A 15,415-nucleotide genomic window follows, 5' to 3' on the forward strand; every position below is an offset into this window, starting at 1 on the left:
TCGAGAATTGGCCACCTCACCCGGGTCGCCAGCGTGAAACAGCAACACGGCACCTGCGCGATCCCGCAGCGCCCGGCCGAGGGCCAGCCGCTCAGGGCAGCGTTCGCAGGTCAGAAAACCCTTCGTCGGCGCCGTCGAAGCCAGCGGACAACAAACCTGCGAACCCATCCTCCGGCCAGCCGGCAAGGTAGGCCGGAAGGGGTATGTCCAGGTCGCCGTCCGCGTCCAGCATGGCCGGCAGCACACCGCTCTCCATCTGACGATGCAGTTCGGGATCCCAGTCGTGAGCCACCCGAAGCTGGTGACCGACGTGGTCGGCAAGCAGCTTCCACAACGCGCTGGACGGCAGTCGGGACTGCGAGAAGACCGGCTGACCAGGATTGCCGACATACCTGATGACAGTGCCGCCGGGCTGCTCGCTCAATGGCTTACCGAGCCCCCAGCAGATCCGGTTACACGAGCAGTACAGAAACGCCGATCCCCCCACGTCTCACCCTAACCGGGTACGCCCATTCCACGAGCCCCCAGCATCCACAACCCTGCCGGCCGACCATCCGGCGTGTGGAACGCAACGTACACGTCCGCGTATCTCGCCACCGGGGGTGGCGGCCGCCGTCCAGGGTAATTATGCTGCCCCCGGTGAGGGTTCTCGAGTTCGTCGGGAAGGCGGCTCTCTTCTTGGCCGGGTTGAGCGCGATCGTCGATCTCATCGATCAAGCGAAGCTGCGACGCTGGAGTCAACACGCCAACAAGTACGCACAACGCAGATCTGAATACCGGAAAATTGCTCGAATCGTTCGGCTGCGTACGAAAGCCATGGACTTTTTCATCAAGACCAGCGGTTTTAACGTGCCCATGAGCAACATCGCGGTGCTGAACTACAGAATTGTCCACACCCCGCCGCAGACCGCCCCATCCGGCTTGAACAAGGATGCCTTCATCACCTTCTGGCATACCGTGATGGATGAACTCCGGGACACCTACGACCTACGCGACGACAAAAGTCTCCTGGGCAGCCAGACCCTGCCTTTCGGTGGTTCGGTCCCATCCGAGGTCACCCTGGTGGAACGTCGCATCGACGAGTTCCTGTCACGAGAGCTACCCGAGAGCGAACAGCGGCTGGTAAGCAGGGCCGCCGACGCCGAAACACGAAGCGTCTTCATCTTTACCCCGATACTGATGATGCTGGCTCTGGCTGCGGCGGCGGTCGTCACTGACAACATTTTCGGTCCTGGTGGATTGACGACTCAATCACTGGCGGTACAGTTTCTCACGATTACGGGAGTAATCGTGTTCATAGCCGCGATCGTGTCGATCGGCATGCCCGGCGTTTTAGAGGGAGCACTGCTCGGCACAGCAGCGCGCTTCCTCGAATTCCTTGCCGAACCCGTACGCCCGATCCGCAGAATTGCGCTGTCTCTCTTTGTCGGGGGCTCACTGATAGATATTGTGGTCCTGTTCCTCAAATAGGCTCGGGACAGCGCCGCCCTGACGCCTTTGTCAGCTCTTTTTTAGCCTGCTTGTACGAGTGGTACACCGTCGGCACCTGGCGGCGGAGGTCGTGTTCGAGCACGGTGACTGTGACGGCCGGCGGCGGGGCTGGGAACAGGTCCAACGCTCGGCATGTCTGTCACCCGACCAGCCAACTCATCTCCTGGCGCAATCACGAGAACGTCGACGTCATCGGCGAGATCGACGACAGGAACCAACCCTACAGGTAGGCCAACGTCTACTGCGTAGTGAACTTGCCGTAACGTTTACGGTGGGCCAGAGAGGCCTCCGGTGGGTATGGGCGTCAACACCTCACACACAACTGGCGGTCTATTATTCCGATGACACTGCAGCCCACTGACGAGCTCTCTGCTGCGGCGTGGCTGTATGCGACCGATGTCGGTCCGACGCGGGTTGATCACGTTCGGGCCGGCCTCGTTCCCCGCGTACGCGTGCCTTCGCCATCTGCCCGATCCGGTCCTTCCGGATATGCGCGAGTCGGACGTGTGGTTGCCATCTCGCCGATCCACTGAGATCGACATGGCCCGGGCGGCGACCATCGCCGACGACCCGTTGCCGCTGCGAATGCGCAGGTCAGGATCGCCGCTCGGTTGGCCGGCGCAGGATCAGGCGATCTGACGGAGGTCGCTGCCGTAGTCGAAGATGATCCGCATCCGAGCGCCCAGTGCTCGCGCGTACCGACTCAGGGTCGCGACCTCGTTGGCCTCCAGATCGCCGTTCTCGATCTGACTGACCCGGCCGGGGGTGACCCCCATCAGCTCGGCAACCTGCCGCTGGGTGAGCCCGAGACGCTTACGCTCCTCGGCCAGGTGGAACGCGCTGATCCACGCCTCGGTGCGGGCGCGCTCCACATCGAGCGCGTCGTCGTCCCCGTCGTGCAACTCGGCACGGATGTCGTCCCAGTCATGGAAGTCGCTCATCAGCCTTCCCTCCGCTTCCTCTCAAAGGCGAGCCAGCCCTCGTAGGCGACCTCGGCGACCGGGATCGCTTCCTCGTACCATCGAGAGCAGTCTCCGGCCTTGTTGCCGGCCACCAACAGCACCGCCTGCGACCAGGGATCAAAGACGAACAGAACCCGGATCGCGCGTCCCGCCCAGACCTCGGACGCAGCTCCTTGAGATTGCCGATGCTCGACCCTCTGAGCGTGTCGACCAACGGACGTCCCAGGCCCGGACCGGTCTCCGCGAGCATGTCGATCGCCACGTTGACCGACCGGTACGTCGCCGGATCGGTCTGGCGGAGCGAGCGCAACCAGTCGCGGACATCGCTGGTCGTTCTGATCGCTCAGCGACGGGCGGGGCCGTGAGGCATGGGCCAACTATAGCTCGACCTATACCTTGATGCGGCATACGAACCGAGAAGCGCAGGTCGAGCGCCGCCCACACATTGACCGACACCGCATCCGGCATCGCCCGCATCCACAACATCATCCTCACCGGATGACACCCAGCACCGTTACCCGACAATGCCTCCACGGGTTACGAGATATCCCTTAGACAGGACGCCTGCGTCCAGTCGTCCCACCGAGAAGATCAGCCGGCCGAGCGCCGAAGTTCTCCTGACCGACGACGTGGAAGCCGCACCGCTTGAAGAACATGATCCTCGCCGCCGGATCCGATGAGACGTCGATTGTGCCCGCGACGAAGGTGCAGCCACGCTCGGCTGCTTCTGCCGCGTACGCCGCGATCAAGGCACCGCCGACACCCGCGTGCCGCACCGCCGAGTGCACATAAATCCGATCAAGGAAGGCGTGCGGTGCGACTGGCAACTCGTACGACTCGAACGCCCCACTCTCAGCGACGTTGGAATCAAACGATCCGGTCAGCATCCCCTCGATCGCGTCACCTCGCACTGCCACGAACGTCGTGTAGAGGCTGCTCGGACGCCTGTAGCGCAACAGCACGTTGAGCGCTACATCGCCGGAGTCCTCGAGCATCCGACACATTGCCGGGCGATCAGCTTCCTCCAAGAACTCGACGCGAAGGGTCTCCACCCTTCCCATCCAACACGACGCGACGCTCCTCTCAGCATGGCCGTTCCAAGGGGCGTCAGACCGATGATCCTCGGGCGGCCGCCGTCAGGACGCGGCGAGCAGTCGGATCTCGCAGCGGATACCGCTGGCCTTGGCGAGCCGACCATCACCGGTCACGAGTGGGCAGGCCAGCAACTCCGCCGCCGCGACGTAAGCCGCGTCGTACGCCGTGACATTGCCCCGCATCTGCCACATCCGGTCAACCAGCATCGCGACGCCAACCTCGTCGATGACCAACGAAGGCAGGGTGTCGATCGCCTCCTGAGCCCGAGCAAGGCCGAGCTTCCCACCGAGGACCTTGCCTCTGATCACGGACATGACCTCGACCAGAAGGTGGCTCGGCGCGGCCCAGTGTGGATCGCCGGTCAGTTCCGCCCGCGCCGCATCCCCGACCGGCCCATCATCGACCAGAGCGTCGGCCAGAACCGACGCATCCACCACGATCACGCGGCGCTTCCCCACGGTCCGCGCTGCTCCCGCTGGTCGTCCAACTCGGCGGCGCTCTCCCCCGGCAGAGAGCGAGCACCGTCGGATCGACCTGCGAAGCGATCAAGGGCCGCCGTGTTGCGCAGCCGTCGAGCCTGCGTCTCCACCAACTCCAGCAGGTACGCCTGCAGTGACTGCCCACGCGCCTTGGCCTGTGCCGCCAGGGCGTCTCGCACTTCCTCCGGAACGTCCCGAATCTGGAGAGCAACCATGCATTCATTATGCATGCAGCTCTCGTGTTGGCCAGGAAAGACTCGAACCCGATGCACGTGCCCTGCTCACTCCGACACCACGCCTTCGAGGACGGTGTGAAGCGAGCGGCGGATTGTGCTGCTGCGGACTCATTGCGGACTGACGGCGATCGGTCCAGATCTTGACGCGGGGCGTCCGGGTCATCGGTAGCCTGGCTGACCAGGGAAAACAACTGGTGGGCCGGAGGTGTCACCATGCGAACCGCGCCGCCACGATCGCAGGCGATCCGCTAACCCTGAACTTGCCCGGCCCACGGGCCTCGGGTCGTGCGCGATGATTCCGACACCACCCACCGAACCGCCGGCCAGTCGCCGTGGTCTAGACCCGTGGACCTCTCTGGACGGCGAACAGGCAGCCCGGATGGCGCCAGGAGCTAGAACCGTAGAACATTTAGTTCTACACTTGTGTCCATGGAACGCATCGGTGTCCGGGAGTTGAACCAGAACACGAGCCAGGTGCTGGCTCGGGTGAGTGGCGGCGAGACCGTCGAGATTACCGATCGCGGACACCCGATTGCCCGACTTGTTCCGGTAGGCGGCGACAGGTCGGTGTTGGCCAAGTTGGTAGCGGCAGGGCGAGCCGTCGCCCCCACCGGCGGCGGCTCTGTTCCACTTCCGCCGAAGCTCGGTGACGAGAGTGTGGACGCGGCCGCCTCACTCGCTGCGATGCGTGACGAGGAGCGCTGGTGATCTATCTCGATTCAGCTGCCGTCGTCAAGCTGGTTCGGCAGGAGATGTGCAGCGCCGACCTTGTCTCCTGGCTCAACAAGCACGACGACGTGCCGCTGGTTTCCTCCGCTCTCGTCGAGGTGGAAGTACCCAGAGCGCTGCACCGATCAGCTCCGCAAGCTTTGATCGGAGTACCGGCTGCCGTCGGACGGCTGTTCCGACTGGAGATCGACAGCACGATCCGTGCGACCGCAGCTGCGTTCGCCGAGCCGATGCTCCGCAGCCTCGACGCCATCCACCTGGCCACCGCCCAAGTGCTGACCAACGAGTCCGGCGCGGCACTCACCGCCTTCGTGACCTACGATCGGCGGCTGCTCGAATGCGCCGAGCAAGCAGGACTACCCGTAGCAAGCCCCGGCCAGAACTGACCCACGAATCCACCACCCTGGTGCGGGGTCCGGCCGCCGTACGGCAGCGCGGCCGGCGACACCGGCTGCGGCCTGCGCTTCTGCGACCTTGCACCCCTTCGTCTGGGTATTCGTTTCGAGTGGGCCGGAGGTACCACCATGCGAACCAACCGGCGACCATTGCCGGTGCCTCGTTACCCCTGCCGCGAGCAGGAACGCTGGCAGGTAGGGCTGCGTCGTGACGAACTATCGCGTGCGGCGCGTCGGAGGACGCCGCTCAGACCGTCCGCCCGCAACACTTCTTGTACTTAGCTGTGGATCCACACCAGCATGGGGAGTTCCGCGGTGGCGGCCACGCGATGGTGTGTTCCTCGGGAAGGGTCTCGCTGTAGCGGACCTTGAGCGCTGGATCGAGAGGCGACTCGCCGGTCCGGTCCGCGAACTCACAGAGATCGGCGACAGTTGCCGGCACCACCCGGATGGCTGGCACACCGCCGTTCGCCAACTCACGCCACCGGCGCTCGGCAGCCTGATAGTGCTCGTCGTCGGTCATGTCGTCTTCTTGCGGCCACCGCCGTCGTGCCTCGGCCCGCTCCTGGCGTGGAAAGATCAGCATCCGCACCTGTCGTGGCACTCGTCCAGAGGCCACGGCGTCCCGTACCCCATCCGCGTCGACAAGCCGCTGCCGCTGTGGCGGCGCCGCCGCCGGAACCAACTCATCGGTGGCATCCGGCACCAAGCTCAACTGGCGACGGACCTCCCGACGGCCGCGGATCATCACCGAGGACATCTGCATCCAACCATTCGGGCCGCGAAGCGCCTGCAACTCCTCAGCCGACAGGCGGGCCACCGCCCGGTCGTACCAGCGCAACGCACCATGCACGTCGCCTCGCTCGGCGAGCAGCTCGGCGACCAAGGTGCAGTGACCGTCATCCACCGCTGCGTCGTGAGCCAGGGCATCCAGCACGACGTACGCCTCATCGACGTCGCCCTGCTCGAATCGCACCTCAGCGAGCTGCGCCATCGCGGAGCAGCCGTCCCCACCGCCGTCAGTGATCAGCCTGGTCAGCAGGTCGGCTGCTCGGTCGAACCGCCCCGACCGGCGCCATGCGTCGGCAGCCTCGAGCAGGATCTCACCTCGCTCGTCCGGATACTGCTCCACCTCAGCCTCAAGGGCCGCAGCCTCGTCTGCCACACTCATCGACACGGCACCTACCGTACTGAATGCCTCGACGCCATCGGGCGCGGAGAGCCAGGGGCGTCAGGAGCGGTACACATCCCTTCGATGATCAATGTCCACAACAGTCACGGTGCGGTTGTCGTCGTCGATGCGGTAGATAATCCGGTAGGTACCTCGCCGGGCGCTGAACCGATCCGACAACGGCGGCAACAAACGCTTTCCGACCCGGTAGGGCTCTCGCACCAACGGCCCGGTCATGAACTCGTACGCGGCGACAGCGACGGCCTCCGGCAACCGTTCGGCGAGCGCTCGACGGACGGTTGGTGTGGTGCGCAGCGTGTGCGTATCTTCCGGCAGCCGAGGGCTCACGCGGCCGAGGCGCGACGGGCGCGAATGGTCTCCGCAATCTGGTCGGCGGACACCTCTTCACCTCGGGCCAGTTCGGCGTCGGAGTCGGCCAGCCGCCGCAGGGTGCCCGCATCCCCGAGAACCGCGACGGTTTCCTCCAGACGCTCCAAGTCCTCCACCGACACCAGCACGGCCGACGGCCGACCATGCACGGTCACGGTCACCCGTTCATGGTGGTCGTGCACCCGCCCCACCAGTTCAGAGAGCCGAGTCTTCACTTCCCCCAACGGCAGCGTCGTCATGGTCATAAGTATGACCAAAATCTGCTGCGGCGTCCACCGTTCCTCCAGACACCATGCCGATGGTTCGCATGGTGAACACACGGCGCCACAAAACGGCAGGTCAGAAAGTTGCGTGGGGCGGGCGGGACTCGAACCCGCGACCGAGGGATTATGAGTCCCCTGCTCTAACCGGCTGAGCTACCGCCCCGGCACCGGGCCGGATCTTATCCCGCCCAGTCGATCACCGGCCAACTAACCTTCCCGACCTCCCTGCGGTCCGCCGGACCGCACGTTCGGACGCTCGATGCGAGCGCCGTGCGGTGCAGGTCGGGAGGGATTCGGCGGCCACGGCCTCTCCTCACCGGCGTCGCCCCCGCGTCAGCAGCACGATGGGCAACGCGAGGATAACAGTGAGCAGCCAGCCGATCACGACCGCACCCCACAGTACGGCGACGTCCTCCTCGGCGGTGGGACTGATCAGCATGCCGATGGTGAGCAGCAGGGTGAAGCCGCCCACCACCAGCGTGGCCAGGCCACTGAGCACCATCAGCAGGACCTCCCACCCGGCCCGCTTCGGCCGGGCCAGGTGCTCGCGGGCCTCGCGGAGGGTACGCGGTTGCGGGATGCTCTCCGGATCGCGGGGCGGCATGGTGATCTGCCGGTCGATCGGCACTCCGCTGTCGATTACCTGCATCGCCGCCGGACGCGTGTCGAACAGGGTCGGCTCGATGTGCAGCACGATCGCGTCATGGCCGATGAGCTGCCGGGCGCCGTCGGGCCAGGCGAGCATCGCGGCGCAGTCGGCGTAGGTGACGGTGAGGGTGCCGCCGGCACTGAGGTGGCTGACCCCCTCGGTGCCGATGAGCAGTCGACTGTCGTCGTCGCGGGCGCGGTAGGTGGTGCCCGCGACGGTCGACTCCGACGAGGTGGGCGCGGCGGTGAAGCCGGCCCAGTCGGCGCTGGTCCCGTTCGGCACCATCAGCAGCGCCGAGGCGTACGCCTCCTGGGCGACCTCGTGCAGGTCGGCGAGGGTGACCGCCTTCAGCTGCGCGAGCTGCTCGTCGATGGTGCGGTTCGGCTCGCCGGTGAGCAGGTTGAAGGCGTACGCGGGCAGCCGCGTGGCGTCGGCCTCGGCGGTGGCGTACATGTCGATCCGCTTGGCCACCACGGCGTCGAGGTCGCTCTGCTCGATCCGGCCCACCCGCAGCTTGGCCAGCACGTCGATGAATCCACCGAGCACGGCGTCCTGCTTCTCGGCCAGCGAGTCGGCCAGGGCCCGCAGGTGGGCCTGGCCGTCGCCACGCGGTTCGTAGCCGCTGCCGATGGTGTAGGAGAGACCGGCGTCCTGGCGCAGCGCCCGGAACAGTTCGCGCTCCAGCACCTCGGCGAAGACGTTCGCCGAGGTGCGGCGGCGCACGACCGCGTCGAGCACCACCGCCCGCGAGCCGTGCACGAAGTACGCCGGGGTGGTCGGCAGCGCCGACGAGGCGGCCGGTACCGGCTGCCGGCTGCCGGCGGGCAGGTCCAGCCGCAGCCCTTCGGGAACCCGGTCACCGGCGATCCAGAGCACCGCGTTCTCCCGGGTGAACCAGCATGCGGCCCACTGGCGCAGTTCCTCGGCGGTGAGCCTGCCCAGTCCCCATTCCGGGTAGCTGCTGAGCCCGTGGTCGCGGGCGCCGTGGCGCCACAGCGGGATGTCGTCGATGGCCGCGCTTCCGCGACTGCTCCACTCGGTGCGCAGGATGTCCTTCTCCACCTCCAACCGCCCGGTCGGCAGGTCGGTCAGGTTGGCGCAGACGGAGGTGAGGAAGGTCGCGATGTCCGGTGCTGAGCCCTGCATGTGGAAGGTGGTGAAGGTCGGTCCGGTGGCGCCGTTGAAGTGGTAGTCGGCGGTGCCCAGCGGGGCGAGAACGAGGTGTTCGAGCAGGTGCGTGATGCCGTGGCGGGCCAGCGTCTCGTCGGCGGTGCCGACCCGGAAGGTCAGCCCGGCGCGCATCGGCCCGCCGGTCGGGGCGAGCAGGGTCGGCACGCCGTCGGTTTCGAGGTGTTGGATCACGGCTGGCCGCCCTTCGCGTACGCCTTGTCGCGGAACCGCTGGAACTGCGCGACCGCGTCGCCGAAGTAGCCGAACATCGACTCGTCGCCGAGGTCACCGAGGGCGGCGAACTGCTGCGCCGCCGACGTCCACTCCTCCATGAGGCAGAAGGCGAGGGCGAAGGTGCTGCGTACCCGGACCCAGCCCCAGCCGTGCCGGAACTCGCGGTGCCAGATGGAGCGCTGGGCCGCATCGTGGATCGCGGCGCGCACCTGCTGGCCGCGCAGGAATGCCCGCGCAGCGGACAGGGTGCCGTGGTCGAAGGCCTGCTCCAGGTGCACCTCGACGATGAGGACCGCGTTCGGCGCGCCGGCCGGTGCGGCGGCGGTGCACTCCCGGGTGAAGTCGTGCGCCTTCTCCCAGGTGCCGCTCCACTTCGGGCAGAACTGCTGCAACAGGGAACTCTGGGCCGGCAGGTGGTGCGGGTGCCTGGCGGCGAGGCGGTCGTAGCGGCGGCGGGCCTCGGCCTGGCCGAGTTGCAGGCCGCGGGCGCTGGTGACCCGCTGGGTCCAGGCTGCCGCGTCCTCCGGGTGGCGGGCGGTGGCCTCGATGAGGATCTGCTCGGCCCGGCGCAGATGTTCGAAGAACTGGGCGAACTGTTCGCGGCTGACGTCCTGCGCCCGTTGGGCGGTCCGGATCCGCCACCCGGCGCGGATCAGGTGCGCCCCCAGCATGGCAGCGGCCACCGGGTCGTCCGGCTGTTCGGCGAGCGCCTTCCGGAGGAACGTCTCGGCGTCCGCCGTGTCGCCGACCTCGCCGACGAGGACCGTCCTGCCGTGGGCGTCCTGGGCGTCGACGAGGGTGCGCATCGCCGGCCAGTCGCCCGCGGCCAGCGCGTCACGGGCGGCGGCCACCTGGGGGTACGCCGCCGCGGCGTCGAACACCGGCGGGGCGAGGGGTCGGGGCATGGCGAGGATCATAGGTGATCATCATCGGGCCTGGTGACCCCGAATTTCAGTGCTGACGCAGGTGCCGCAGGGTGGCTCCGGCGGTGCGCCATCCGCTGGCGAGTGCCCCTTGGATCGATGGGCTGTCGCGGTGGTCACCGGCGACGAACAGCCCGTTTCCCAGCGCCACGGGCTTTCGGAGCCGGCCCTGTGGCGGCGGCGCGGCGGGCAGCGCGGCAGGGATGGTGACCGTGGTCAGGTGCTCCCAGCCGGCGGTGGGCCGCCCGTACAGCCGGGTCAGTTCCAGCCGCACGGCCGACTCGGACGGTACCGACGGGCCGACCACGGAGGTGGCGATCAGGTGCCGGTCGGGTGGCGCGTAGCTGGGCGCGGCCCGGCTGACCACTACCGTGTTGGCGACCATCTCGCGGCGGTCGCCGTCGACGAGCAGGATCGGCTCGCCCACCGGTGGCTCGGCGGTGGCGTGGTAATAGGTGGTGTAGCTGTGCATGCGCACCGGCGGCAGGGCCAGCAGCCGGGTGGCGGTGGGCGGGTCGACGGCGACGACGACGGCCCGGCAGCGCAGCTCACCGGCGCTGGTGCTGACCCGGCCCGGTGCCACCGCGGCGACGGTGGTGTTCACGTCCAGCAGCCCGGCCGGCAGCGCGGCGGCGACGGCCCGGGGCAACGCCGCCATGCCGTCGGCGGGCAGGCCGACCCGGCCTCGGGCGAACGAGCGCAGCACCATGGCCAGGACGTGGCTGGAGGTTGCCAGTTCCCGGTCGAGCAGCACACCGGACAGGAACGGGCGCAGCAGATCCTCGATGATGGCGTGGGAGAGGCCCGCGCGACGCAGCGCCGTATCGGCGGTGGTCTCGGGCCTGGCGAGCAGACGTTCCGCGGGCAGCGTGGCATAGCTCGCGGCGAGGGCGGCGAAGCGCAGCCGGTCGGGCAGCGACCCGACGGAGGCCAGGGCGGTGCCCGGTCCACCGGCGGGATCGCGTAGCGGATTGACCAGCCGCAGCAGCCGGTCGCCCTTGCGTACGAGAACCCCGGGAACGAAGAAGCCGAGGTCGAGACGGTCCACGTCGAGCAGCGCGCCGAGCCGGGGGTATGCCGTGTTGAGGACCTGGAATCCACGATCGAGCAGGAAGCCGTCGACGGTGTCGGTGGCGACCCGGCCACCGAGCCGGTCGGCGGCCTCCACCAACCGCCAGGACACCCCGGCGCGGTGCAGGCGGCGGGCCGCGGCGAGACCGGCGAGGCCGCCGCCCACGATCACGACGTCGGTGTCAGCAGGCACGGGGTACGCCCTGCGCCGGTCGTGCCAGTGCGAGTTGGCCGCGGGCGGGCCGTGCCGCCACGGCGGGGCGCGCAGCGGCCTCGGATGGTCGCGGCTCGGCCGAGCCGATCTTCCAGTTTCCGGACATCCCACCCACCGGCTGTCGTCGCAGGATCGACGCGCACCAGCGTAGACGCGTTGGCCGGGTGCCGCCCGCGGAAGCCCGGCGTCGCGCCGGTCGGCCGGATCTGGGGGGGGGGACGCGAGTGACGCCCACCGGATCCGGCCGGTGGGCGTCGTGGTGAGGAAGGAAGCTCCCCCGTTTGGACTCGAACCAAAAACCTGCCGGTTAACAGCCGGCTGCTCTGCCAATTGAGCTACGGGGGACCGCAACAACGCCCGGAGCGGATCGCTCCGCACCGCGCGCCGGGCACAAGAGTACAGGACGGCGGGGGGTGTTGGTCCAGGGGGTTCATCGGCCACCACCGAGCGACCCGGGGGCGGTTTACCGGACAAATCGTCATCCTGGCACAAGGAGGTATGAGCGGAGAGCAGGATGGGTAGTTAGCTGCCGACGACAGGACGCAGGCGCGAATCGGTCAGTCCCGCCACCCGGGTATCCGGGAGCGGGACGGCGGCGCGTCAGGTACGAAAGGAGCCGCCATGCGCGGAAAGATCATGTTCCTTGGCGGGCTGGCTGCAGGGTTCGTCCTGGGCGCCCGTGCCGGCCGGGAGAAGTACGAGGAGTTGGTGGTCCGGGGCCGCAAGGTGCTCGACCACCCGACCGTCCAGGAGGCGGCCGGGGTCGCGCAGGCCCAGGCGAACCGTCTCTACCACGAGGGCAGGGACAAGCTCGGCAACTCCAAGCTGGGCGAGAAGCTGAACGGCAACGGCAAGGCGGGGATCACCCCCGCCGACGACACGTTCGCCGGTACGCCGGCCACGGCCGGCACCAAGACGGGTTCCGGCTCGTCGAGTTCCAGCTCGACGTCCGCCACCCCCCGCAGCAAGCCGTCCGGCTCTGGAGCCAACGGCAGCACCCTCTGAGCACCCTCGGACGGGCCCGGCCACCGATGTTGGTGGCCGGGCCCGTCCGTGTGCCCGGCCGGCAGCGGGTCACGCCGGGCCGCCGCGGCGACAGGCGTTGACGGGTCCGCTCCCGGCCGGCCACTGGCCTGAAACACCGCCGTGGAACACTCCGCACGGAGGTGGTCGAGATGGCCCTGGTCCGGCCGGAGAATCCGCAGCAGGCACGGTTGGTCCGGCTACTGCGGGACGAGGGTCCCCGCTCCCGGGTGGAGCTGGGTGACCTGCTGGGTCTGTCCCGGACGGCCCTCACCACCGAACTGGACCGGCTCACCGCCCGAGGGCTGGTCGAGACCGCCGGGCCGGCGGCCTCCCGGGGCGGGCGCCGGTCGTCGTTGCTCCGCCTTTCCGGCGGCGTGCGCTTCGCCAGCGTGGTGGTCGCCACCGACCGGGTCACCGTTGCGATCACTGACGGCGAGTTGAACGTGCTGGCCGAGACCGACGAGGTGGCGGACGTGCGCGACGGGCCGGAGCCGGTGACCGGCCGGGCCGTCGAGCTGGTCGACAAACTCCGCGCCGAGCTGGGCGTCACCGAGCTCACCGGGGTCGGTGTCGCCCTTCCCGGGCCGGTCGACGGCGGCACCTCCACCGCACCGGCCGTCCTGCCCCGATGGCAGCGCTTCCCGGTCCGCGACGCGTTCGCCGCAGAACTGGGCTGCCCGGTGCTGGTCGACAACGATGCGAACGTGCTCGCCCTGGGCGAGCGGCACGCCGGCATCGGCCGTACCGTCGAGGATTTCCTCTACCTGAAGCTCGGTACGGCGATCGGCTGCGGGCTGGTGCTCGGCGGGTCGCTCTACCGGGGTGCGACCAGCAGCGCCGGCGACATCGCGCATCTACCGCTCGGCGAGGAGGGCCCGCCCTGCGCCTGCGGGGAGGCCGGTTGCCTTGAGGCGTACTGCGGGGACGTGGGGTTGGTCCGGGCGGCGTTGGCGGTCGCCCGGTCGGATCGCTCCCCGGCACTGGCCGCACGGCTGGCCGAGGCGGGCGGGCTCACCGTCGCGGACGTGGCCGCGGCCGCCACCGCCGGGGACGCGGCCACCCAGTTGCTGGTCCGTGACGCCGCCCGCCGGCTCGGCCGGGTCCTGGTCGGCCTGGTCAGCTTCTTCAACCCCGGCATCGTCGTGATCGGTGGGGCACCCGACGGGTTCGGGCACCTCCTGCTCTCCGAGATCCGTGGCGTGGTCTACCGACGCTCGGCGCCACTGGCCACCGGCACCATGCCGATCGTCCTGTCGGATCTGGCCGGCCGGGCCGCCGTGGTGGGCGCGGCCCACCTGGCCAGCGAGCACGTCTTCAGCGCCGGCTGAGCACGCCGACGCCCGGAAGCCGGCGCGGGCCGGCTCCCGGGCGTCCGTACGGTTCAGTCCTTGCTGCTGAACGCCGCGTCGAAGGCGGCGGACGGTGCGTCGAAGGCGAGTCGGCGGACGAACTGGAGCGCCTCCGGGGCGCCGACCAGCCGGTCCATCCCGGCGTCCTCCCATTCGACGGAGATCGGCCCGGAGTAGCCGATGGCGTTCAGCGCCCGGAAGCAGTCCTCCCAGGGCACGTCGCCGTGGCCGGTGGAGACGAAGTCCCAGCCGCGGCGCAGATCCGCCCAGGGCAGGTGCGAGGCCAGCCGACCGCGACGGCCGTCGCCGGTACGCACCTTCGCGTCCTTGCAGTCGACGTGGTAGATCCGGTCGGCGAAGTCGAAGATGAAGTTGACCGGGTCGAGTTCCTGCCAGACGAAGTGCGACGGGTCCCAGTTCAGCCCGAACGCGGGCCGGTTACCGATCGCCTCCAGGGTCCGCTTCGTCGTCCAGTAGTCGTAAGCGATCTCGCTGGGGTGCACCTCGTGGGCGAAACGCACCCCGACCTCGTCGAAGACGTCGAGGATCGGATTCCACCGGTCGGCGAAGTCCTGGTAGCCGCGCTCGATCATCTCCGGCGGCACCGGCGGGAACATCGCCAGGGTGTGCCAGATCGACGAGCCGGTGAAGCCGACGACGGTGTTCACGCCGAGCTTCGCCGCCGCGCGGGCGGTGTCCTTGATCTCCTCGGCGGCCCGCTGGCGTACTCCTTCGGGCTCGCCGTCGCCCCAGATCCGGGCGGGCAGGATGCCCTGGTGCCGCTCGTCGATCGGGTGGTCGCAGACCGCCTGGCCGACCAGGTGGTTGGAGATCGTGAAGACCTGAAGGTTGTGCTTGGCGAGCGTCTCCCGCTTGCGTTCGACGTACGAGTCGTCGGCCAGGGCCTTGTCGACCTCGAAGTGGTCGCCCCAGCAGGCGATCTCCAGGCCGTCGTAGCCCCACTCGGCGGCGAGCCGGCACACCTCGTCGAACGGAAGGTCGGCCCACTGGCCGGTGAACAGCGTGATCGGTCGCGCCATGTGTCCTTTTCCCCTGTCGTGTTGGGGATTCCGTTACCTGCGGGACCGGGGCGAGGATGGCCGGATGCGGCGGCCCCGACGGTGCACCGGTGGACGCTTGTCGCGTCTGGGGCCGACGGGTTGCGCCTCCCGTCGACTCACCGGCCACCTCGCGGTCGCCGTCTCCCACTCTAGGCGGGCGGCGGGCGGTAGGAAAGTGCCCCGGCGCGACGGGTGAGCGTCGCACCGGGGCACTACCGCTGGTTCGGTTACGGAAGGACCCAGCGCTGGTTGGCACCGGTGTGGCAGGTCCACAGGTGCACGGCCTGCCCGTCGGCGGAGCTGTTGTTCGACACGTCCAGACACTTGCCCGAGTTCGGGTTCCGCAAGGTGCCGTTGGACTGCGCCGACCAGACCTGCGCACCACCGCCGTTGCAGGTCCAGAGCTGGATCTTCGTGCCGTCGGCCGACCCGGCACCGTTGACGTCCAGGCACTTGCCCAACGCCCGGATCGTCGAGTTCGGCGTCACCGTCCAGGTCTGCGCCGCG

The 15,415-nt window shown here is 68.7% G+C and carries 18 protein-coding genes, 2 tRNA genes and 1 pseudogene; 5 read left to right on the forward strand and 16 right to left on the reverse strand.

Annotated elements, in window-relative coordinates; all coding sequences use genetic code 11:
* Positions 1-91: 91 nt before the first annotated feature.
* Complete coding sequence (locus Vse01_RS28770) at positions 92-424, reverse strand: hypothetical protein (protein WP_093401369.1); 333 nt, start codon at positions 422-424, stop codon at positions 92-94.
* A 215-nt stretch (positions 425-639) separates the two neighbouring features.
* On the opposite strand from Vse01_RS28770, the gene Vse01_RS28775 reads away from it, so the two are divergent.
* On the forward strand, positions 640-1,470 hold the full coding sequence (locus Vse01_RS28775; protein WP_139233060.1) for a hypothetical protein: 831 nt from the start codon (positions 640-642) through the stop codon (positions 1,468-1,470).
* Positions 1,471-2,117: 647 nt separating this feature from the next.
* Here Vse01_RS28775 and Vse01_RS28780 read toward each other — a convergent pair.
* From Vse01_RS28780 to Vse01_RS28800, 5 genes and pseudogenes are all read right to left on the reverse strand, one after another.
* A complete protein-coding gene (locus Vse01_RS28780) occupies positions 2,118-2,432 on the reverse strand; it encodes a transcriptional regulator (RefSeq protein ID WP_093401373.1) in 315 nt (104 codons plus the stop codon).
* Positions 2,432-2,793, reverse strand: a pseudogene (locus Vse01_RS28785) (type II toxin-antitoxin system RelE/ParE family toxin). Before Vse01_RS28785 ends, Vse01_RS28780 begins: the two are co-directional and overlap by 1 nt.
* A 211-nt stretch (positions 2,794-3,004) precedes the next feature.
* Entirely contained in the window at positions 3,005-3,514 is a 510-nt protein-coding gene (locus tag Vse01_RS28790) for a GNAT family N-acetyltransferase (protein ID WP_093401374.1), read from the reverse strand.
* 75 nt (positions 3,515-3,589) lie between these two features.
* Positions 3,590-4,006: a type II toxin-antitoxin system VapC family toxin gene (locus Vse01_RS28795; RefSeq protein WP_093401375.1), complete on the reverse strand. Its 417-nt coding sequence runs from the start codon at positions 4,004-4,006 to the stop codon at positions 3,590-3,592.
* A complete protein-coding gene (locus tag Vse01_RS28800) occupies positions 3,988-4,242 on the reverse strand; it encodes a FitA-like ribbon-helix-helix domain-containing protein (RefSeq protein ID WP_013730933.1) in 255 nt (84 codons plus the stop codon). The genes Vse01_RS28795 and Vse01_RS28800 overlap by 19 nt, the downstream gene beginning before the upstream one ends.
* Positions 4,243-4,692: 450 nt before the next feature.
* On the opposite strand from Vse01_RS28800, the gene Vse01_RS28805 reads away from it, so the two are divergent.
* Together Vse01_RS28805 and Vse01_RS28810 are read left to right on the forward strand one after the other, a co-directional pair.
* A complete protein-coding gene (locus Vse01_RS28805) occupies positions 4,693-4,971 on the forward strand; it encodes a type II toxin-antitoxin system Phd/YefM family antitoxin (protein WP_093401376.1) in 279 nt (92 codons plus the stop codon).
* Positions 4,968-5,378 carry a type II toxin-antitoxin system VapC family toxin gene (locus Vse01_RS28810; RefSeq protein ID WP_093401377.1) on the forward strand — a complete coding sequence of 137 codons (411 nt, stop codon included), beginning with the start codon at positions 4,968-4,970 and terminating at the stop codon, positions 5,376-5,378. The genes Vse01_RS28805 and Vse01_RS28810 overlap by 4 nt, the downstream gene beginning before the upstream one ends.
* A 256-nt stretch (positions 5,379-5,634) precedes the next feature.
* Here the strand turns inward: Vse01_RS28810 and Vse01_RS28815 are convergent, their stop codons facing one another.
* The 8 genes from Vse01_RS28815 to Vse01_RS28850 form a co-directional block, all read right to left on the reverse strand.
* A complete protein-coding gene (locus Vse01_RS28815; protein ID WP_139233061.1) occupies positions 5,635-6,558 on the reverse strand; it encodes an SEC-C metal-binding domain-containing protein in 924 nt (307 codons plus the stop codon).
* A gap of 60 nt (positions 6,559-6,618) precedes the next feature.
* Positions 6,619-6,906 (reverse strand): type II toxin-antitoxin system RelE family toxin, encoded by a 288-nt coding sequence (locus Vse01_RS29560; RefSeq protein ID WP_232511001.1) that lies wholly within the window; start codon positions 6,904-6,906, stop codon positions 6,619-6,621.
* Complete coding sequence (locus Vse01_RS28825; protein WP_170863266.1) at positions 6,903-7,187, reverse strand: type II toxin-antitoxin system Phd/YefM family antitoxin; 285 nt, start codon at positions 7,185-7,187, stop codon at positions 6,903-6,905. Before Vse01_RS28825 ends, Vse01_RS29560 begins: the two co-directional genes overlap by 4 nt.
* Before the next feature lie 113 nt (positions 7,188-7,300).
* Positions 7,301-7,374, reverse strand: a tRNA-Ile gene (locus Vse01_RS28830).
* Positions 7,375-7,524: 150 nt separating this feature from the next.
* Positions 7,525-9,222 (reverse strand): M16 family metallopeptidase, encoded by a 1,698-nt coding sequence (locus Vse01_RS28835; RefSeq protein WP_093401380.1) that lies wholly within the window; start codon positions 9,220-9,222, stop codon positions 7,525-7,527.
* Positions 9,219-10,169, reverse strand: coding sequence for a tetratricopeptide repeat protein (locus Vse01_RS28840; protein ID WP_093401596.1), 951 nt, complete (start codon positions 10,167-10,169; stop codon positions 9,219-9,221). Before Vse01_RS28840 ends, Vse01_RS28835 begins: the two co-directional genes overlap by 4 nt.
* 46 nt (positions 10,170-10,215) lie before the next feature.
* Positions 10,216-11,451: an FAD-dependent oxidoreductase gene (locus Vse01_RS28845; RefSeq protein WP_093401381.1), complete on the reverse strand. Its 1,236-nt coding sequence runs from the start codon at positions 11,449-11,451 to the stop codon at positions 10,216-10,218.
* Between the two features lie 293 nt (positions 11,452-11,744).
* Positions 11,745-11,817: transfer RNA gene (locus Vse01_RS28850), tRNA-Asn, on the reverse strand.
* A 276-nt stretch (positions 11,818-12,093) separates the two neighbouring features.
* Between Vse01_RS28850 and Vse01_RS28855 the strand changes: the two genes are divergently transcribed.
* Both Vse01_RS28855 and Vse01_RS28860 read left to right on the forward strand, forming a co-directional pair.
* Positions 12,094-12,477 carry a hypothetical protein gene (locus Vse01_RS28855; RefSeq protein ID WP_093401382.1) on the forward strand — a complete coding sequence of 128 codons (384 nt, stop codon included), beginning with the start codon at positions 12,094-12,096 and terminating at the stop codon, positions 12,475-12,477.
* A 170-nt stretch (positions 12,478-12,647) separates the two neighbouring features.
* Positions 12,648-13,826 carry an ROK family transcriptional regulator gene (locus tag Vse01_RS28860; RefSeq protein WP_093401597.1) on the forward strand — a complete coding sequence of 393 codons (1,179 nt, stop codon included), beginning with the start codon at positions 12,648-12,650 and terminating at the stop codon, positions 13,824-13,826.
* A gap of 53 nt (positions 13,827-13,879) precedes the next feature.
* On the opposite strand, the gene Vse01_RS28865 is transcribed toward Vse01_RS28860, so the two are convergent.
* Both Vse01_RS28865 and Vse01_RS28870 read right to left on the reverse strand, forming a co-directional pair.
* Positions 13,880-14,887 (reverse strand): sugar phosphate isomerase/epimerase family protein, encoded by a 1,008-nt coding sequence (locus tag Vse01_RS28865; protein ID WP_093401383.1) that lies wholly within the window; start codon positions 14,885-14,887, stop codon positions 13,880-13,882.
* A gap of 248 nt (positions 14,888-15,135) precedes the next feature.
* Positions 15,136-15,415, reverse strand: a 280-nt coding sequence (locus Vse01_RS28870; RefSeq protein ID WP_204019275.1) for an RICIN domain-containing protein, incomplete at its 5' end; no start/stop codon positions are given.

Origin of the sequence: Micromonospora sediminimaris, from assembly GCF_016863575.1 — a bacterium.
Taxonomy (GTDB): domain Bacteria; phylum Actinomycetota; class Actinomycetes; order Mycobacteriales; family Micromonosporaceae; genus Micromonospora; species Micromonospora sediminimaris.